The sequence below is a fragment of the Desulfovibrio desulfuricans genome (assembly GCF_024460775.1).
Lineage (GTDB): Bacteria > Desulfobacterota > Desulfovibrionia > Desulfovibrionales > Desulfovibrionaceae > Desulfovibrio > Desulfovibrio desulfuricans_E.
Genome location: NZ_JANFYZ010000002.1, coordinates 24,800 through 40,826, shown reverse-complemented (window position 1 = coordinate 40,826; position 16,027 = coordinate 24,800). Strand labels below are relative to the sequence as shown.

Below are 16,027 nucleotides of genomic sequence, written 5' to 3'. Positions count from 1 at the left end.
ACACTTTATATAATTTCAAAATATTTTTTATCTAGTCTTAACAACATGATACATAACACACCATTACGATATGCACAAAAATAGTCACAAACCTTGTAGTACAGCGCTCAGACCCATTAGTAAAAAATTGAACTGACACCCATAACTAGCATTCAGCATTGCACCTGTTACAAATGCAAAGCCCCCGCTCACATTGAGCGGGGGCTTTGCATATATAGAAACCAGCCAGATCAGATGATTTCACTGAGGCCGGATTGTTCCTGCGCCTTGAACTTCTGTTGCAGCATGAGCGGCAATGATTCAGGGTCGGCAGGGTCATACTCAAACATCACGGCAGTGCCGAAGCAGGAAAAATACTTGCTGCCATCGGGGTGAAAGGCCACGTTTTCATTATAGCCCACAATAGCCTGTGCGCCCTTGTTCATGGCCCTTGCCGCCATGCCAAAAAAAGCTTCTTCCGAGTCAAACCCCCGGCAACAGACAAGGCCAAGCACCTTGGCAATACGCCTCCCCTCCACCTGATGCGTCGTCACCACAGGAAAGCGCCCGGCCAGAAAAACCTCACGCACCCTGGCGCTTGCGTCAGAAATGCCCACAGTTCTCTCGGCCTTGCGGCTTTTTTTATCGTGGCCTCCCAGCAAAAAAAACATGCTGAACCTCCAGATCAGATGGATGTTCGGGTATTTGACACCCGTTTACATTCAAACTGCAAAGGCCTTGCCAAACAAACCTAATCATTAAATTACAGCACGTTACAAAAGAGTCAACGCGCTCAGTCAGAACATTGACTCGTCAGCGCATCTGATTGGCAACCTTGACAAAATCATTGTAGGCGGCCCGACTTGCCAGAGCGGCCTTATTCATTTCAAACCGTACAGGAACGTAAAATTCTTCTTCAAGCCCCTGGTCAAAAAGCTGCGCGTAGCTGCCTGCCTGCTTGAGAAAAGCACGGTACTGGCGCTCCAGTTCCGGCGCTGCCATAAAGGGAGGCCGCCCGCCGTCTGCAATGGCTGCAGCAAGCTCGTCACGCTGGGCCTTCAGCGCATCTCTGTCGGGCTTGCTGGGTGTAAGCAGGGTTGCAGTTTTGCCAAACACTGCGAAAATGCGTTCCGCAGCCTGAATTTGCCGTTTGAGCGGGTGGTTGCGCAGCAAGATATCTTCTGCCGGGGCAGCCTCGCCCTCCACAATCGCCATATAGGCATCGCGGGCAACAATAAAGGCCGCATGTTCCTTGAGTATTTCCGCAGCCAGGGCCTTGCCCTTGACGCCGTTATCCTGAATGCTCTCGTCGGACACGTACTTTTCGAGCAGGCGATAATCAGCCCGCATGTCTACGATGGCTTTATTCATATCCTGCACGCAGGCGGCCATTTTTTGGGCCTGTTCAGGAGTAAAAAGGCTGACCGGGGGCGTCAGGCGGCGGGCAAGGGCGGCATCCTGATCCGTATTCAGCTCCGGGCGTTTGGCCAGTTGCCACTCTGCCAGATAATACTTGGTGTAGGCCGCCAGCACATCGGCCTGGGCATAGCGCCCTGTTGCCAGCGCCATGGAAGCTGCGTTGGAAAAAGCCACCAGCCGGTCTGCCCTGTCCAGTTCTTCAGGGCTGGGAGGCGGGGTTGCTTCTTCCACAGCTTGTGCCTGAACCGCAGTTTCCGCCTTAGGCGCGCTGGAGGTAGATCCGGCAACGGGCTTGCCGTTTGCGCCTTCTTCTTCCTTTTTGCCGGAATCGCAGGCGGTCACAAGCAGGGCCACACTCAGGGCCAGCAGCAGAGCGAGAACTATTTTTTTCATCGGCGTATATGAGCGAACGTCCCGCATTGTAAGGCAGGACGTTCAGTAGCGGTTACATGTGGTTGCAAATCTGCCCGCAGGCTGGATACCTAGGCGCGGGCAGCTATCCAGGAGTTCAGGCCCGTGAGGTCTTCGCCCCAGGGGAACGAGCCGCCCTTGAGTTCCGGCCCCACGCCGTAAAACAGCGTACCCACGGTTTCGGCTGCGTCCCTGTCCGTGGGGGCGTCGCCCACCATGAGCACATCGGCGGGGTCAAGCTTCTGCGTGTTCACAATCTGCGCCAGCAGCACTGCCTTGGCTGGCGGGGAGCCGTGGATGGCGTCAAAATAGCCATCCAGCTTGCGCTCGCGCAGCACGGCCAGCACTTCTTCGTGCGGCGCGCCGGAGCAGACAAACATGGGCAGCTTGCCGCGCCAGGAATCAAGCGTTTCCTGAATGCCGGGTATCAGCTCGCAACGGCGCAGTTCGTCCAGCACATATTCGGCAAAGCGGTTGCCAAGTCCCTCTGATTCCTCAGGGGTTATGGTCTTGCCCAGCACCTCTTCATAAAACCACTCAAACTTCTTGTAACGGCTCACGCCGCCGTGCACCTTGTGGTACATCAAAAAGCGGTCGCGCGCCTCGGGGCCAAACGGTTCCATCAGACGGCCAAAGGCCCGTGTTTTCACGGGCACGCTGTCAAGAATGACGCCATCGCAGTCAAAAACAAGGCATTGCAGTGACATAATATTCCTTGAAAAGCTGTTCGAGTCCGGGGCCGCATGGCCTCCGCTAGCCAGAGCATTTCAGCATGAAAGGCTCCCATTAATCCCAGTGCTTCTGACCGCCCTGCCCACGCATGCCTATAAGCTTGGCCGGAACGCCGCCCACAATACTGAAGGGGGCCACATTGCGCGTAACCACAGCGCCAGCGCCCACCACAGCCCCGCGGCCAATGCGCACATCTGGCGTAACGACGCAGTTGGCGCCAATCCACACGTCTTCTTCAATAATAATCTGGCCGGGAACATGTCCCTGATGCATGATTGGCACATCTTGCCGCGCAATGCAGTGGTTGGCCGCGCGGATAACCGTTCCTGGCCCCACGGCGGTATGCGCCCCGATTTCTATGCGGCCCGCATCTGCCCCCACATGCACATTGGGCGAGAGGGCCACGCAGTCGTGCAGCACAAGCTCGCCGTCAGAGGCGGTAACAAAACAGCCGCGCCCCATGCGCACACCGTTGCCAATGCGCATGTTGCGGCAGCCCGCAAGGCTCAGGCCAGTGCCAAAACGCGCCGAACCGCAACTTTTGAAAAGCCACCGCCAGGCAAACAGGCGCAAGGCAAGACCCACCGGCGTGGGGATCCAGGCAAAGCTGGCCAGCCATAATTCTTCAAGCGCCGCCGACACCCGGCTGAACAACCCGGGCCCTGCATGCGGCTTTGGCTGGGCGGCCTTGGCTTCGGACTGGGCAGACTGCCCTGCCGGTGCCGAGGTTTCGGCGGCAGCGCCGTGGGTCTGTGCTCCCACGGCGCTTGCGCTTGTTGAACCGTCAGCGGCCTTGTCCCCTTGCTCGGGGGCGGAATTAAACTCGCCCGCCATTTACTTGCGGTATTCCTTCATAAGATCATCGCCTTCCATGAGGCGGGCCACGCGGGCCAGATCTTCAGGGGTGTCCACGCTCCACGAACGGCAGTCGGTGGGCACCATGTGCACCTTTTCGCCGTGTTCGAGGATGCGCATCATGTCCACGGATTCATAAATTTCCAGCGGGCTTTCGGGCATTTCGTTGAAATGCAGCAGATAGTCGCGGCGGAAGGGAATGATGCAGACCTGCTTGCGCATGGGCACCTTGTCCGACCCCTTTTTGCGCGAAGGAATGGGCTCGCGCGAGAAATAGAGCGCATTGTTGAAGTGGTCCACAACGACCTTGACTTCGTTGGGATCTTCAAATTCCTCAAGGGTATCCATATCGGCCATGAGGTTGACCACGTTGATGGAAGGATCAGCCAGCATAGGGGCCACGGCGGCATCGATCATTTCGGGGCGCACCATGGGTTCATCGCCCTGCACCATGACCACGATATCGGCCTTCTGCCCGGTGGCGGCTTCGATCTTCAGCAGGGCTTCTGCGGTACGCGTTGAGCAGCGCACGTGATGGTCGCCCGTCATGACGCTCTTGAGTCCGGCGTCCTTGCAGTAATTTTCAATGATCTCGTCGCAGGTGGCCACATAGGTGGCGGAAAGGCACTTGCTCATGGCCGTGCGAAAGGCCACATGCCCTACCATGGGAACGTTGTGGATAAGGGCGAGCGGTTTGCCGGGGTAACGGCTGGACCCCATACGCGCGGGAATGATGGCAATGATGTTCATCTGACGGCTCCTTGTGGCCTCAATAATTTGTGTACGTAAAAAACTGCATCCAATCATGCCGCAAACGGGCGCAGGCCCATGCGGCAGCAACTGCCGTTCCCAGGTCTAGTCGTCAGTGGATACGAGGTACCCGCCCTCAGACGCCAGTTCAGGGTGCAGCTCCTTGTGTTCCTCTTCCATCACGCGCAGGATGCCCTGCCCCAGATCAACGGTCAGCGGCGGCACCAGCTTGCGGCCCACCTTGGGCATAAAGGCATAAGGCGTGACCTGATAATGCCCGCTGTTGGGATCATTCTGATAATTGATGGTCAGTTCCTTGCCGAGCATTTCACCGATCATCTTGAACAGATCACCCACGCGCATGGGCTGGTTGCCAGAGATGATGATGTTCTGGTTTTCAAACTCGGGATCAAGCACGGCCAGGGTGGCTGCCGAGGCATCGTCCACGTGCACGTATTCGCGCAGGGCCGTGGGCGCGCCGTAGTAGGTGATGGCGCCGTTGGCAAGCGCCTCGTAAACAAACCTGTTGATGGCGTTGCGGCGGTCGGAACGCGGGCCGTACAGCGAGCCGTAACGCAGGATGGTGTACGGCAGGTTGTGCATGGCCTGATAGTTTTCGATATACAGTTCGCAGGCCTGTTTGCTGCAACGGTAAAAACCGCCGGACTTTCCGTACACGTACAGGGAACTGGCAAAAACATAGCGCTTTACGCCAGCCTTGCGGCAGGCCTCAAGCACCATGACGTTGCCCAGCACGTTGATGCGCGCAGTATCCACCGGGCGGTTGTTGGCCTCGCCGATGTCGGCAATGCCAGCATAGTTGAAGACCATATCCGCACCGGCAACGGCGCGGTTGACGGTTTCTTCATCCAGAATATTGCCTGCAAGCATTGTCTGGTCGGGCCGCAGAAATGGCGAGGGATGCAGGTCAACAATGGTGACCGCATGCCCGGCTTCAGAAAGCTTGTCGCAGATATGCGAGCCCAGAAAACCGGACCCGCCAAAGACGGTAATATTCACAGTTATTCTCCCGAATTGGGGCGTTCAGCCGCCCGCCACAAAAAGACCGAATCAATGCCATAAGCGATAAAACGGCTGCCTGCGGCAATCTGCCGCGCAAGCTCCGCTGGGTCAGGCTGCACAATGTGCAGGCCCATGCGAGCGCCTGCCTTGGCGCAACCTTGGGCAATCCGCGCCATGGCAGCTTTGAAATCCGGGTGGTCAAACTGGCCCGTAAGCCCCATGGAACCCGAAAGATCGTAAGGGCCGACCATGATGGCATCCAGACGGGGATGCGCCAGAATGGCCTCCAGATTTTCTACTGCACGGATGTGCTCGATCTGGGCCACCAAAAATATCTCGGGCGCGCGGCTGGCGCGGTACTCGTCAAAATTTTTGCCAAACACGTTGGCCCGGCAGTAGCCCACGCCGCGGTATTCGGGCGCGGTTTCACCCGCAGCTCGCCAGGTGTCCTGCCCCGTGTACACTGAAAGATCAATGGCCCGGTCAAGCTGCGCGCGGCTTTCAATCATGGGGAAGATAAGCCCCTGAGCCCCGGCTTCCAGCGCGGCCTTGATCTGGGTTTTGCTGGCTTCGCCAAGGCGCGCGAAAGGCGCCGCGCCGCCGCATTCGATGGCGCGGAAAACATCCGGCAGCCCGGTGCGGCCAAAAGAGCCGTGTTCCATATCAACAGCAACCCAGTCATAACCGGCGCGGGCCATAAGCTCGGCCACGTCAGGCGAGGGCAATTGCAGCCATGTGCCAACTGTGGCCTTGTCTGCCGCCAGCCGAGCGCGAATTTCATGTACAGTCATATCAAGCGGCATGCCGCCGCAGGGTTGAAGGTTACGACAAACGTCCTCTACTATACGCCCTGCGTCCACCGTGCGCAATACGGCCAGAGGGCCTGCCGCCAGTGGAAATACAAACCCAATACTCGCAAACCCACCGCACTTTGAATCCAATGCAACAGCAGATACCTCGTACTGCCCGTCCAAAGCCATTTTGCGCCAAGCAAACGACAGCAATGCGGCGCTTTTGATAACCAAACCGTTATAAGAATGAAATTGTTACTTTTTTATCAAAGAAGGAATAGAGAAAAGACAGGGCTTGGCGTTTTACCGTGAGCATGCTAATAAAAAAGCCCCCCGTGGGTAACGGAGGGGCTTGGATAGGAACCAGACTGCGGCAGAACAGTCTGGTTCGCAGGAGGAGGCTGGAAAAACAAACAAGAACGTCAACGTCTTATGACGCTGGCACTTGTATATGGACACTCCGAAACTGGCATTGCCAGACGGGTGTTTGAATCCACTCTCCGCCGGGGCTCCTGGATCGCAAGATTCAGGAGCTTTTTTGTTTTTGCCCACAAAATCCCTCGCGGGGCACAGACAAAACAAACAAGGGGCTTCGGCGCAAAGCCCCTGCTCTTCAGCCTACGGGCTCAATGAACTGCGATCAACATAGAATGGAAGAATCCTTAGGTCAAGGAGCTGCGCAATTTTTCACATATTTTTTGCGCATTTCTTTTTATCCGCTCAGATAACTATTTAAATATAATAGTAAAAAAATAACGACTATTTTTCTATAATTTTTTAACCCTTTGCAATCAGGAACTAGGACCTAATTTGCCGTTTTCTGGTGACTTCACGCAAACACCCCGCCAACGCATGCAGCGCTGACGGGGTGTGCAGGTATCATCCCATACGGTGGATGAAGCGTCTAGAAGGGCCAGACGTTATCCATAAGCCGTGTGAACCAGCCGGGCTTCTGCTTGTCGGCCAGCACGCCCTTGCCGTAATATTCAATGCTTGCGTCCGCAATCTGGGTGGAAAGAACGCTGTTGTCGGCGCTGACGTCCTTGGAACGGATCATGCCGCGCACGACCATGTATTCCGTTTCTTCGTTGACGCGGATTTCACGCGCGCCCTCAATCTCCATCAGGCCGCCCGGCAACACCCGGAGCACACGCGTGGCCAGAGAGGTGGTCACGTAGTTCTCACGCTTGGTCTTGCCCGTGGCCGTCAGACCGCTGGTAGACCCCGTATTCAGGATGGGCAAGCCCACCGCTGGTTGCGGCCCCACAGCGACAAAGGGAATGAAGCCTGCGTGATCCTTGTTGAACATGGCGGAAACTTCGTAATCGTTGGAGCCTTTCTTGTTGGCTGTGGTTTCTGCCTTGTTCTGGGCCTTGGTATTTTCCACCAGTTTGACCACAACAATATCACCGACGCGCCGGGCGCGGCTGTCTTCAAAAAGGGTATCTGTTTCGCTGGCGGCAAAAATCGACCCCGGATTGTTGGCCGAATTGGCCTCCTGCCGATATTCCTGTGGCGGTGTTACCGGCGGATGCAGTGCAGGTCGCCGGGTTGGGCTGCCGCCGCAGGCGACGCAGAACAGATAGCTCAGCGCCAGAACGGGTATTATGTATCGTGCCTGCATATGCTCCTCTCCTTCCACCTTTAAACGCTAGTGGATTTCCACGGTGCTGCCATCTTTGACAATGGCGTATACCTGTTTTTTGGTTTGCAGATTTCGTACCGCAATGGTGGCCCCCGGCTCGCCGTCGGCCAGGGCCTGGGCCTGCGTGGCAATGCGCAGGTTGCCCTTTATATAGATGAGGTTGACCACATCACCGCGCCTTACCATCAACTGGCTCACAAGGTCGCTTTGCAAAATTGGCTCGCCGGTATTCAGCGCGCGGTTCACCTGCCAGGGGCCGCCGCGCCCATCCCACGGCAGATCACGCAACTGGCTGGCGTTGACCTTCATAAAGGTGACGGACTCTGCCGCCAGGGCTTCCCCTTTGTTCATGGGGCGCGATGCCGCAGGAGCCGTTATCCAGAGCGTGAGGTTGACCGTGCCGGAAATGCGCCGGAGCACATTGCCGTCCACTTCCTGCACAGCAAAGCGCAAGGGCACGCGGCCGGGCGACAGTTTGCCCGGTTCAAGCTGCACCCGCTGCTGCGCATGGGCCAAAAAAATGTAATCCGGCAGCCGAAAATCGCTCAGCTCCACCTGCCCCGGCATGGCGGACAATTGCGGCGTCAGACTTTTGACCACGTAGGAGCGCAGGTCTTCCTCATGAAACACCAGCCCCCCGCGCTGAATCACCAGCGAAGATGGTAAAATGCACCGCCCGGCAACATCCTTGCCCAAGGCCTGCCGCAAAGCCTGAGAAAGGCGGGAATGACTGATCTGCAAGGGTTTGCCTTCTTCCGGGGGCGCAGGCCAAAGCTGCTGCGCGCGCAGTTGCGCCCAGGTATCCTGCCCCATCTGCCCCAGCGGAACAGCAATATCACCCAGCAAAACCATATCTGAATTGGTGACCGCTGCTGAAAGGATTTTGAGCCGCCAATCGTCAGGGCCAAGCATGTTCAGCTGTCCATCCTGCGCCACGGGGGCTTCGCCTGCGGCAAGCTGGTTGCGCGCCTTGGCGGCCCGCTGATCCTGCGCATCGTCCGCAAGGGGCATTTGCCCTGCCTGCGCCTGCGGAGTGCGCAACTGTGTGACTATCTGATTGGGCGAACGGCGATGGTTGCGGTCATTATCCTGCCATGTGGCGCTGGGGACGCCGCCCTGCGGAGCCGCCACGGAAGCCGTAGCCCACAGGCAGCACACCAGAGCCGCAGCCAGAAGCGCGCGCAAAGGCAGCACCTGACCATCCCGCACTGCACATATGACCTGCAAAAACCGCATGACGCATACCCCTAAAATCTTTTCACGCTCAAATACCTGCATGACGACGGCAGCATTGCTGCCATTTCCCAGTAAGCCTTGCGTGGCGCGGATTTTTTCAAAATCAGCGCAACACAGACATTTTCAACAATAATCAGCCCTAGCTGCGCTTGAGCTGCACAGCGATGCCCAGCATGGAATCTGATGTCTGGATGGACTTCGAGTTCACTTCATAGGCGCGCTGACCCACAATCATATTCACCATTTCGTCCACAACTTCCACGTTGGACATTTCCAGAAAACCCTGAGCCAGGGTGCCCACATTGTCTGTGCCGGGTACGCCTTCTGTGGCATCACCCGAAGCCTGGGTGGGCGTGTAGAGGTTGCGCCCGCGGGCATCAAGGCCAGCCGGATTGATAAAGGTGTAGAGCGGCAATTCGGCCCCGGCCAGTTCCTGCCCCTGCGCATCCAGAGCCGCCATGTGGCCCGAGGATGAAATGGAGATGGTCTTGGTTTGCGCGGGCACGGCAAACTGCGGTTGCAGAATATAGCCGTTGGCGGTGACCACTGTGCCGTCCTGATTGAGCTTGAAGGAACCGGCGCGCGTGTACATGAGCTCGCCGTTCACATCCACCTGGAAAAAGCCGTCGCCTTCAATGGCTACGTCGAGAGTGTTGCCGGTGTTCTGAAAATCGCCCTGCGTAAAAAACTTGTGCACAGCCGTGGGACGAGCGCCCATACCGACCTGAATACCGACAGGCAGGCGGTTGTCACCCTCGGTGATGGCGCCGGCCATACGCATGGTCTGGTACATGAGATCTTCAAACTCGGCCCTGCTCTTTTTAAAGCCCGTGGTGTTGACGTTGGCCAGGTTGTTGGAAATCACGTCGATATTGAGCTGTTGGGCCACCATGCCGGTGGCGCCTGTCCAAAGCGATCGCATCATGGGAATTTCTCCTTATACATAACCAGCGCGGCTGCCGGTTGCTGCTAAACCATCACCGGTTAACCCTGGCGGCGGCCCACTTTTTCGTTGGCGGCGCGGTCCAGCGTGTCTGAGGTCTGCATGACCTTTTGATAGGCTTCAAACTGGCGCTGCACTTCGATCATGTTGACCATTTCGGACACGACTTCCACATTGGCGGCTTCCGTAAAGCCCTGCTCGACGCGCGCGCCATCGTCGTAGGCATTGCCTTCGACAATCTGAACTCCATCACGCGGGCGAAAGAGATTACCGCCCATTTTTTCAAGATTCTGCGGGTTGTTCACGCTGACCAGGGCCAACTGGTCAATAACGTTGCCATCGGCAAGTATCTGACCATCGCCGCTGATCTGCAAATGACGCGTACCAGCCGGAACGTTGATAACACCGCCAGCGCCTTGCACGGTGTAGCCCTGCGGCGTCATAAGGACGCCATCGCCGTTGAGCACAAAAGCCCCGTTGCGCGTGAGATACTGCCCCGTAGGTGTAGTGACCCGGAAAAAGGCATTCTCTCCATTAATGGCAACATCAAGGTTGTTGCCGGTATATTGCATGGAGCCTTGCGAAAAATCAGTGTTCGCCACAGATAAGCGGACCCTTGCGGCATTCATCGGTTCGGGAAACAGGGGCGTAGATTTGAGGTTCAAAATCGGCTCCCGAATCTCGTCAAAGGCAAAGGTCGGCATGGTATCTTTGAACGCCACTGTCTCACGTTTATAGCCACGCGTGTTCACGTTCGCCAAATTATTGGCGATGAAATTCATGCGGTGTTCCGTGGTCAATGCGGCAAAAAGTCCGCTAAACATGCCTGCTTGCATAAGCAGCTCCTTGTGTTGGCAGCAGCGCTAAAGATGAAGCGCCGCCGTCTACCTCGGGCCTGATGGCCCTTGCCAGAGCTTTTGCAATATGCGGGCCAATGCCTGTACATTTGGAAACAACCTCTGCGTGCTCGCTCAGCCCCGAAAAGGCACAGAAGACACAGGTGGCGGCACGCAGAGCTATCAGCCCAGGGGAGCAAGCATGGTGCCCAAGCGTTAATCAGCCAATTCTGAGGTCGCCCCCCTATTATTGATAAAAGAGTGTACGCGAAGCGCCCCCGCCAAGGCGGCTGAACTGCCGCAATCACAGACAGCCCTGACGGAAACAAAAGCGACATTTACACGCCCCCGCCCTGACCAGCCCAAAAATCGGCGTCAAGAGCCAACTTTTTAAGAAGCCGAAGCCTATCGTACTTGCCGCAATAAACTTTTTTTGCCGAAATCCAAAAAAATACTTGCCAGCCACCCCCTGTTGGCGTAAACACATCTTCGCGCCGAAGTGGTGGAATTGGTAGACACGCTAGGTTCAGGGTCTAGTTCTCGCAAGGGAGTGGGAGTTCGAGTCTCCCCTTCGGCACCATCTTTTAAGAGTCGTTACAAGCAACAGCCTGTAACGACTCTTTTTTTTGGCTTGTGTCCAGCATAGGCACCAGACCAAAACCCGCCCTTGGGAGCTTATGGGGTCAAAGCGCGGGGTCAAAGGCACGACAAAATTGGGAGCAAGCCCGTTTCGCGTTGCCAGGAGAAAACCCCATGCCCCTTCCTCTTCCTGCCCTTTCCAGCCTTGTGCCTGCCGTCGCCAGCAACCAGGATGATGACAAAAAGTCAGCACCTGCGTATCTTTATTGCAAAAGAAAAATCTACTATTTTCGATATGCCTTTCCCGCCAACCTGCGAAAATCACTTGGGCGGGCCGAGCTGCGCGTGAGCCTGCAAACATCCTACCTGAGGATTGCGCGATTTCGCGCCCGCATGCTGTCCGCAGAAATTGGCAATATGATTCTTGAGGGGTTTATGCTGGACTACAAGGAAATACGCCGTCGCATGAATATCCTGCTCCAGCGCTTGCTGGAGCAGGACCACGCAGATCTTTCAGAGCGTAAAGATGTCTCGATACGGAATGTTGATATCCAGTATGACCAACTGCGGCTCTCCCAAGCTGAAATACTCTTAAGCATAAAGACGCCAGAGCAACTTGAAAACATTGCTCCCGCATGTCTCATAGAATTATTTCGCTCAAGGGCTTTCAGCCGGGAAGAACTTTCTGCAAAAAACTACCTTCAGATAGTCAAGGCATATAACGAAATGCAAATCACGCTGCATCGAATTGATGCTGCGCGGGCCCAGGGAGATTTCTTGATGGAAGAGGAAATCATGGGCCGCGATTATGGGAAGTTGCCCTATGAAATTGATAGCTCGCTGGAACAAACGTTCAATGCGATCTCATCAACTCCAGAAAGCAATATTGGAAAACTTAAAGATTCGATACTATATTCCGAAGCTATGGAGCGATACATAAACCAAAAGCTTCAGGACAGAGAATGGCAGGAACACAGTGTAACTGACCATAGGGGACGTTTAAGCGAATTTTTGGCAATTATTGGTGACAAACCAATTCAGGAGATTACACGCGCAGACATGCGGCGTTTTCGCGAAACATTACGAAAACTCCCGCCCAACCGCACGCGAGTAAAAGAATTCAAGAATAAAAGCATTCAAGAATTGCTTGAACTCAATGTCCAGACCACTTTGAGCACCACAACCGTTAATATCCTCGTGGAAGCCGTGGGCAGCATGCTTGCGTGGCATGTTAGAGAAGGAATGCTGGCCGCCAACCCCGCAACCCACCTTCAGATCAAAGACAGCCGACAAGCTATTGAATTGCGCCAAGCCTTCTCTGACGACGAGCTCGCTAAAATTTTTGCGCACCCCAAATTCGCGAGAAAAGAGTTCAAATCCCCCTCATATTACTGGATTCCCATGATCGCCCTTTTCACGGGCATGCGCCTCGAGGAGATTGCCCAGCTTCACTGCGCCGACATCTATGAAAGCCAAACAAAGGGAATCTGGGTCATTGATATCAACAGCAACGGACTTGATGAACTTGGCAGGCCCAAGCTGCTGAAGAACAAAAACGCACGAAGGATTGTCCCCATCCACCCTGATCTGATAAAAATTGGCCTACTTGAATATCACACTGACATTGTGAAGAAAAAGCATATCAGACTGTTCCCCGACCTGAAGAAATCCGAAGGCGCAGTTAAATTTGGCAAGCAACCGGGCAAACAATTCAAAGCAATTGTGAGCGCAACACTGGGCGAGGCCTCTGGTAAAACATTCCACTCGCTCAGGCACACCTTTGCCGATTTCTTCAAACAGCGCGGGTTGCAAAATGATTATTTTCGACAAGTCTTTGGGCATGAGTTGCCAATGCTCGCAGCTAAGCAATATGGTGAAAAATTTCCGCCAGAGCTTTTATTTGAAGAAGTAATTCTAAAAATTGATTATAATACCGAGAAAATAATCACCATTCCACAATAGCCAATTTAAAAATCATACATAACACATCACATCCAATACAAGGACAATATAAATGTCAGATAAAAAACATAATAATTCTATTAATGAAAACATTACAATAGAAAAAAGAGGATATAACGAACAAGATTTAATAAAATTTAAACATGACGAGCACCATGAAACAGTTGGATATACAAATGATCACTGTTGGAATGTGAAAAATATCCCCCAAAGTTCATTAATTTTGCAAGATCGCATCCTTACCCAGTTGAAAAATTTCATTGTTAAATGGTCACCTCACAAATCCACTAGTAAACCCAAGGAGAGCATTCCCCTCGCAAGCAGCAGCATGTTTTCCCCTGCCTTTAACAATGCACTTAGCACCGCTAACACTGCTAATATCTTCGGCCTGGACGATGACCTGACCATGGAGGTATTCTTTGCGGCTCTCCTAGAGTGGGAAGCGTCATACCAGTTTCGTTCTGGCAGAAATAGTCATCTTCAGAGGCTTCTGAATATCAATACAGGCACTGACCGAGATTCGATAAGGGTAGCTGGAGAGCTTGAAACTGATGGCGAACTTAGATGGAGCATCAACAACGGCAGAATCACAGGAACGACATGGACGAGGCTGATTTGCACTGTTTTTAACTTGTCCCGCATGGACTCACTTGCGACTCTGGCTAACATTCTAAATATGTCGTTTGAAAAACTTTATCAGCTCTCCAGCGAGAGGAACACTGCTAAGTCGCGCTTCACGCTTCAAGAGCCCACAGAGCGTATACCCCAACAGCTTTACGTCCCAGAACGTTCTCTTGGATCGTCTTGCATTAAATTGATTGAACAAGCAGACATATATGGAACTGCTCGTCAAAAAATAGGATCCATCTTACACTACCAGCTGAATGGGACTGACTTCTGTCTTCCTGCCACGGTTGGCGATAGTGTGCTTTGCATGGGGAAGTACAAGCCAACTGCTCACTTCCTTAACCAGCATCTGATGGACCAGCATCCCCACGCCCCAGTCATTCTTTGCCAAGATATGCGTACGGCACTGAAGCTCCAGCATCTGCTAGAAGAAACTCGCGGGCACACCCCCGCAGAAAACATTGTCACAGCCCACTTGGGAACTGACCTGTCCGTGCTGCCGTGGAGTTACTTTCACGGTCACCACGTTGTATTTGTTCCTGCTCCTACAAAAGAGAGCATGGCAACGGTCAACCTGTACAAGGATCACATCATTGGCGCGCATGCCAGAAGCTTCCAGGTTTTCTGCGGTTTTCTACTTCACTCCCAACCAAACTATGACCAGAATGGACATGTGGAGGGCATCACCGATGCCGAGGATGAACTGCTGCGTAAGTCTATGTGGCTTGATGCCGTTGAGCGCCCCTCATGGCTGGCACAACAAGTAATTAAAGAAGCTGTTTCCGATGATGAATACATCTCGTGGGGACGGACGTTGGGCATTTTTAAGGCACCCAGGGCGCATGACAGGCCAGCGGTAACACCCCTCGAGGATGAACTGGTACTATTCACACCCAGTGTTGTGAATGTCGCCCAACAGCCGATGTCTATCACGGACGTCACAGTCCAGCATATCCTTCCCCCTCAGCGCAATGTACTGTTGCACGGCTTAAAAGACACGGGGAAAAGCTTTGTCTGCCTTGCCATCACCAAAGCTGTAATCAGCGGGAACGCCCTGTTTGGCTGCATCCCATCCACCGGAGGCGGCAATGTCATGTACATAAACAGCGAGACACCAAAGGAAGATTTTATTCAACGACTGGCTCAAGTTGGTCTCGCTGACGAAATATCTCAGCGCCTGTTCGTGCTTTCCAAGTATGACCATATGGCAACGGATTGCGCATTTTCACTCACTGAACCGCTGTTTTGCAACAAAGTTACAACCCTTCTGAAAAAAACTAATTGCCGTTACATTATACTAGATAACCTAACTACATTGATGCAAGAGGGGCAAGCAACCCAAACCATAGCGATCAACAAGGTATATGACTGGATTGAAAAACTTCAACAACGCGGCATTTGCGTTGTTGTGGTGCACCACACTCTGGATAATGGAAATGCAGGAACAATGCTGGCAAAAGCGCGTGGTAGCGCTGATACCAGCAATCGTAATCATGGCGAGCTCGTGTTGATTGGCAGTACGCAAATTCTTGAAAAAAAGATGGGGACTGAAGCTGTCCAGCATGCGGCGGCACAAGACGGTTTGACGATGGGTGTTCATTTTAAAGTTTGCAAGGCCGCCTGTGTTCTTCAGAAAAAAACATTATGGTTGCATTTACCGCTGGGTGCTTCGGAATGGGAATTTCTAGCCATTACGGGAGCTGATGGGAAAGAAATTGAGTTTCCCATGAACAGCATTACAACGGGTGTTAAAACTGCACCCGGCGAAGGATGTCCCTCGCCTTCACCGGACATCGCGCTTACAGCTCCCGCCGAGCACAATCTTTCTCCTGATCAACGGGCAGTGGTTGAAAGCTTGCGGTCGGGCTCTGCCAAACGTAAAGAAATAGAAGCAAAAACTGGTTTTTGTGAAGACAAGGTTCGTGACTTGTTGAATTCGCTCACTGCAATGCGGATAGTCCACAAAGAAGGCCAGGGAAAGGCAACGTACTATGCCCTTAAATCCATATTTTAGCTCTCCACCAGGAACACGCCTTTGTATTTCAGGGATTCGTTTGCCCCCCCCCCAATCGTCCGCCAAATGTGGGCGTTACCCCGGATTTGTCTTCCAGCAAGATGACCGAATCGCCCCCGGTTCGCCGGATTTGCGCCGCAAAACCCATAAAAACAGAGCCTCATATTTAATTAATACAATAATAACAAAGTGTTAATCTAGCCTCTTCCATTACGGGCAGGACAT

At 53.9% G+C, this 16,027-nt stretch carries 13 protein-coding genes and 1 tRNA gene; 3 read left to right on the top strand and 11 right to left on the bottom strand.

From position 1 onward, the window contains the following. Nucleotides 1-230: 230 nt before the first annotated feature. The 11 genes from NE637_RS02925 to flgF form a co-directional block, all read right to left on the bottom strand. Nucleotides 231-650, bottom strand: a complete 420-nt coding sequence (locus NE637_RS02925; RefSeq protein WP_192111290.1) for a YbjQ family protein — start codon at nt 648-650, stop codon at nt 231-233. A gap of 142 nt (nt 651-792) precedes the next feature. Further along, complete coding sequence (locus NE637_RS02920; RefSeq protein WP_227117768.1) at nt 793-1,791, bottom strand: hypothetical protein; 999 nt, start codon at nt 1,789-1,791, stop codon at nt 793-795. Nucleotides 1,792-1,880: 89 nt separating this feature from the next. After that, a complete protein-coding gene (locus tag NE637_RS02915) occupies nt 1,881-2,516 on the bottom strand; it encodes an HAD family hydrolase (RefSeq protein ID WP_227117770.1) in 636 nt (211 codons plus the stop codon). A gap of 79 nt (nt 2,517-2,595) precedes the next feature. Continuing rightward, nucleotides 2,596-3,375: an acyltransferase gene (locus NE637_RS02910; RefSeq protein WP_227117772.1), complete on the bottom strand. Its 780-nt coding sequence runs from the start codon at nt 3,373-3,375 to the stop codon at nt 2,596-2,598. Next, nucleotides 3,376-4,146 (bottom strand): 3-deoxy-manno-octulosonate cytidylyltransferase, encoded by a 771-nt coding sequence (locus NE637_RS02905; protein ID WP_022658329.1) that lies wholly within the window; start codon nt 4,144-4,146, stop codon nt 3,376-3,378. 105 nt (nt 4,147-4,251) lie between these two features. Further along, entirely contained in the window at nt 4,252-5,166 is a 915-nt protein-coding gene (locus NE637_RS02900; protein WP_215647080.1) for an NAD-dependent epimerase/dehydratase family protein, read from the bottom strand. A gap of 2 nt (nt 5,167-5,168) precedes the next feature. Next, the gene (locus tag NE637_RS02895) at nt 5,169-5,960 is read right to left on the bottom strand and encodes an HpcH/HpaI aldolase family protein (protein WP_256267571.1); all 792 of its coding nucleotides are present in this window, start codon (nt 5,958-5,960) and stop codon (nt 5,169-5,171) included. Nucleotides 5,961-6,864: 904 nt separating this feature from the next. Further along, nucleotides 6,865-7,584, bottom strand: a complete 720-nt coding sequence (locus NE637_RS02890) for a flagellar basal body L-ring protein FlgH (protein ID WP_192111285.1) — start codon at nt 7,582-7,584, stop codon at nt 6,865-6,867. A gap of 27 nt (nt 7,585-7,611) precedes the next feature. Continuing rightward, nucleotides 7,612-8,841, bottom strand: a complete 1,230-nt coding sequence (gene flgA / locus NE637_RS02885; RefSeq protein WP_192111284.1) for a flagellar basal body P-ring formation chaperone FlgA — start codon at nt 8,839-8,841, stop codon at nt 7,612-7,614. Nucleotides 8,842-8,980: 139 nt separating this feature from the next. Next, nucleotides 8,981-9,766 carry a flagellar basal-body rod protein FlgG gene (flgG, locus tag NE637_RS02880; RefSeq protein ID WP_192111283.1) on the bottom strand — a complete coding sequence of 262 codons (786 nt, stop codon included), beginning with the start codon at nt 9,764-9,766 and terminating at the stop codon, nt 8,981-8,983. A 59-nt stretch (nt 9,767-9,825) separates the two neighbouring features. Further along, a complete protein-coding gene (gene flgF, locus NE637_RS02875) occupies nt 9,826-10,620 on the bottom strand; it encodes a flagellar basal-body rod protein FlgF (protein WP_192111282.1) in 795 nt (264 codons plus the stop codon). 493 nt (nt 10,621-11,113) lie between these two features. Here flgF and NE637_RS02870 point away from each other — a divergent pair. The 3 genes from NE637_RS02870 (at nt 11,114) to NE637_RS02860 (ending at nt 15,802) form a co-directional block, all read left to right on the top strand. Then, nucleotides 11,114-11,200: transfer RNA gene (locus NE637_RS02870), tRNA-Leu, on the top strand. A 173-nt stretch (nt 11,201-11,373) separates the two neighbouring features. Continuing rightward, on the top strand, nt 11,374-13,161 hold the full coding sequence (locus tag NE637_RS02865) for a DUF6538 domain-containing protein (RefSeq protein WP_227117774.1): 1,788 nt from the start codon (nt 11,374-11,376) through the stop codon (nt 13,159-13,161). Between the two features lie 52 nt (nt 13,162-13,213). Then, a complete protein-coding gene (locus NE637_RS02860) occupies nt 13,214-15,802 on the top strand; it encodes an AAA family ATPase (protein WP_227117776.1) in 2,589 nt (862 codons plus the stop codon). The last annotated feature ends 225 nt before the right edge of the window (nt 15,803-16,027 follow it).

What these genes read in the sequence shown, in the direction of transcription:
- NE637_RS02925 (WP_192111290.1), bottom strand. Translation starts at nt 650, where the DNA reads ATGTTTTTTTTGCTGGGAGGCCACGATAAAAAAAGCCGCAAGGCCGAG.
- NE637_RS02920 (WP_227117768.1), bottom strand. Translation starts at nt 1,791, where the DNA reads ATGAAAAAAATAGTTCTCGCTCTGCTGCTGGCCCTGAGTGTGGCCCTG.
- NE637_RS02905 (WP_022658329.1), bottom strand. Translation starts at nt 4,146, where the DNA reads ATGAACATCATTGCCATCATTCCCGCGCGTATGGGGTCCAGCCGTTAC.
- NE637_RS02895 (WP_256267571.1), bottom strand. Translation starts at nt 5,960, where the DNA reads ATGACTGTACATGAAATTCGCGCTCGGCTGGCGGCAGACAAGGCCACA.
- flgA (WP_192111284.1), bottom strand. Translation starts at nt 8,841, where the DNA reads ATGCGGTTTTTGCAGGTCATATGTGCAGTGCGGGATGGTCAGGTGCTG.
- flgG (WP_192111283.1), bottom strand. Translation starts at nt 9,766, where the DNA reads ATGATGCGATCGCTTTGGACAGGCGCCACCGGCATGGTGGCCCAACAG.
- NE637_RS02910 (WP_227117772.1), bottom strand. Translation starts at nt 3,375, where the DNA reads ATGGCGGGCGAGTTTAATTCCGCCCCCGAGCAAGGGGACAAGGCCGCT.
- NE637_RS02865 (WP_227117774.1), top strand. Translation starts at nt 11,374, where the DNA reads ATGCCCCTTCCTCTTCCTGCCCTTTCCAGCCTTGTGCCTGCCGTCGCC.
- NE637_RS02860 (WP_227117776.1), top strand. Translation starts at nt 13,214, where the DNA reads ATGTCAGATAAAAAACATAATAATTCTATTAATGAAAACATTACAATA.
- NE637_RS02915 (WP_227117770.1), bottom strand. Translation starts at nt 2,516, where the DNA reads ATGTCACTGCAATGCCTTGTTTTTGACTGCGATGGCGTCATTCTTGAC.
- flgF (WP_192111282.1), bottom strand. Translation starts at nt 10,620, where the DNA reads ATGCAAGCAGGCATGTTTAGCGGACTTTTTGCCGCATTGACCACGGAA.
- NE637_RS02890 (WP_192111285.1), bottom strand. Translation starts at nt 7,584, where the DNA reads ATGCAGGCACGATACATAATACCCGTTCTGGCGCTGAGCTATCTGTTC.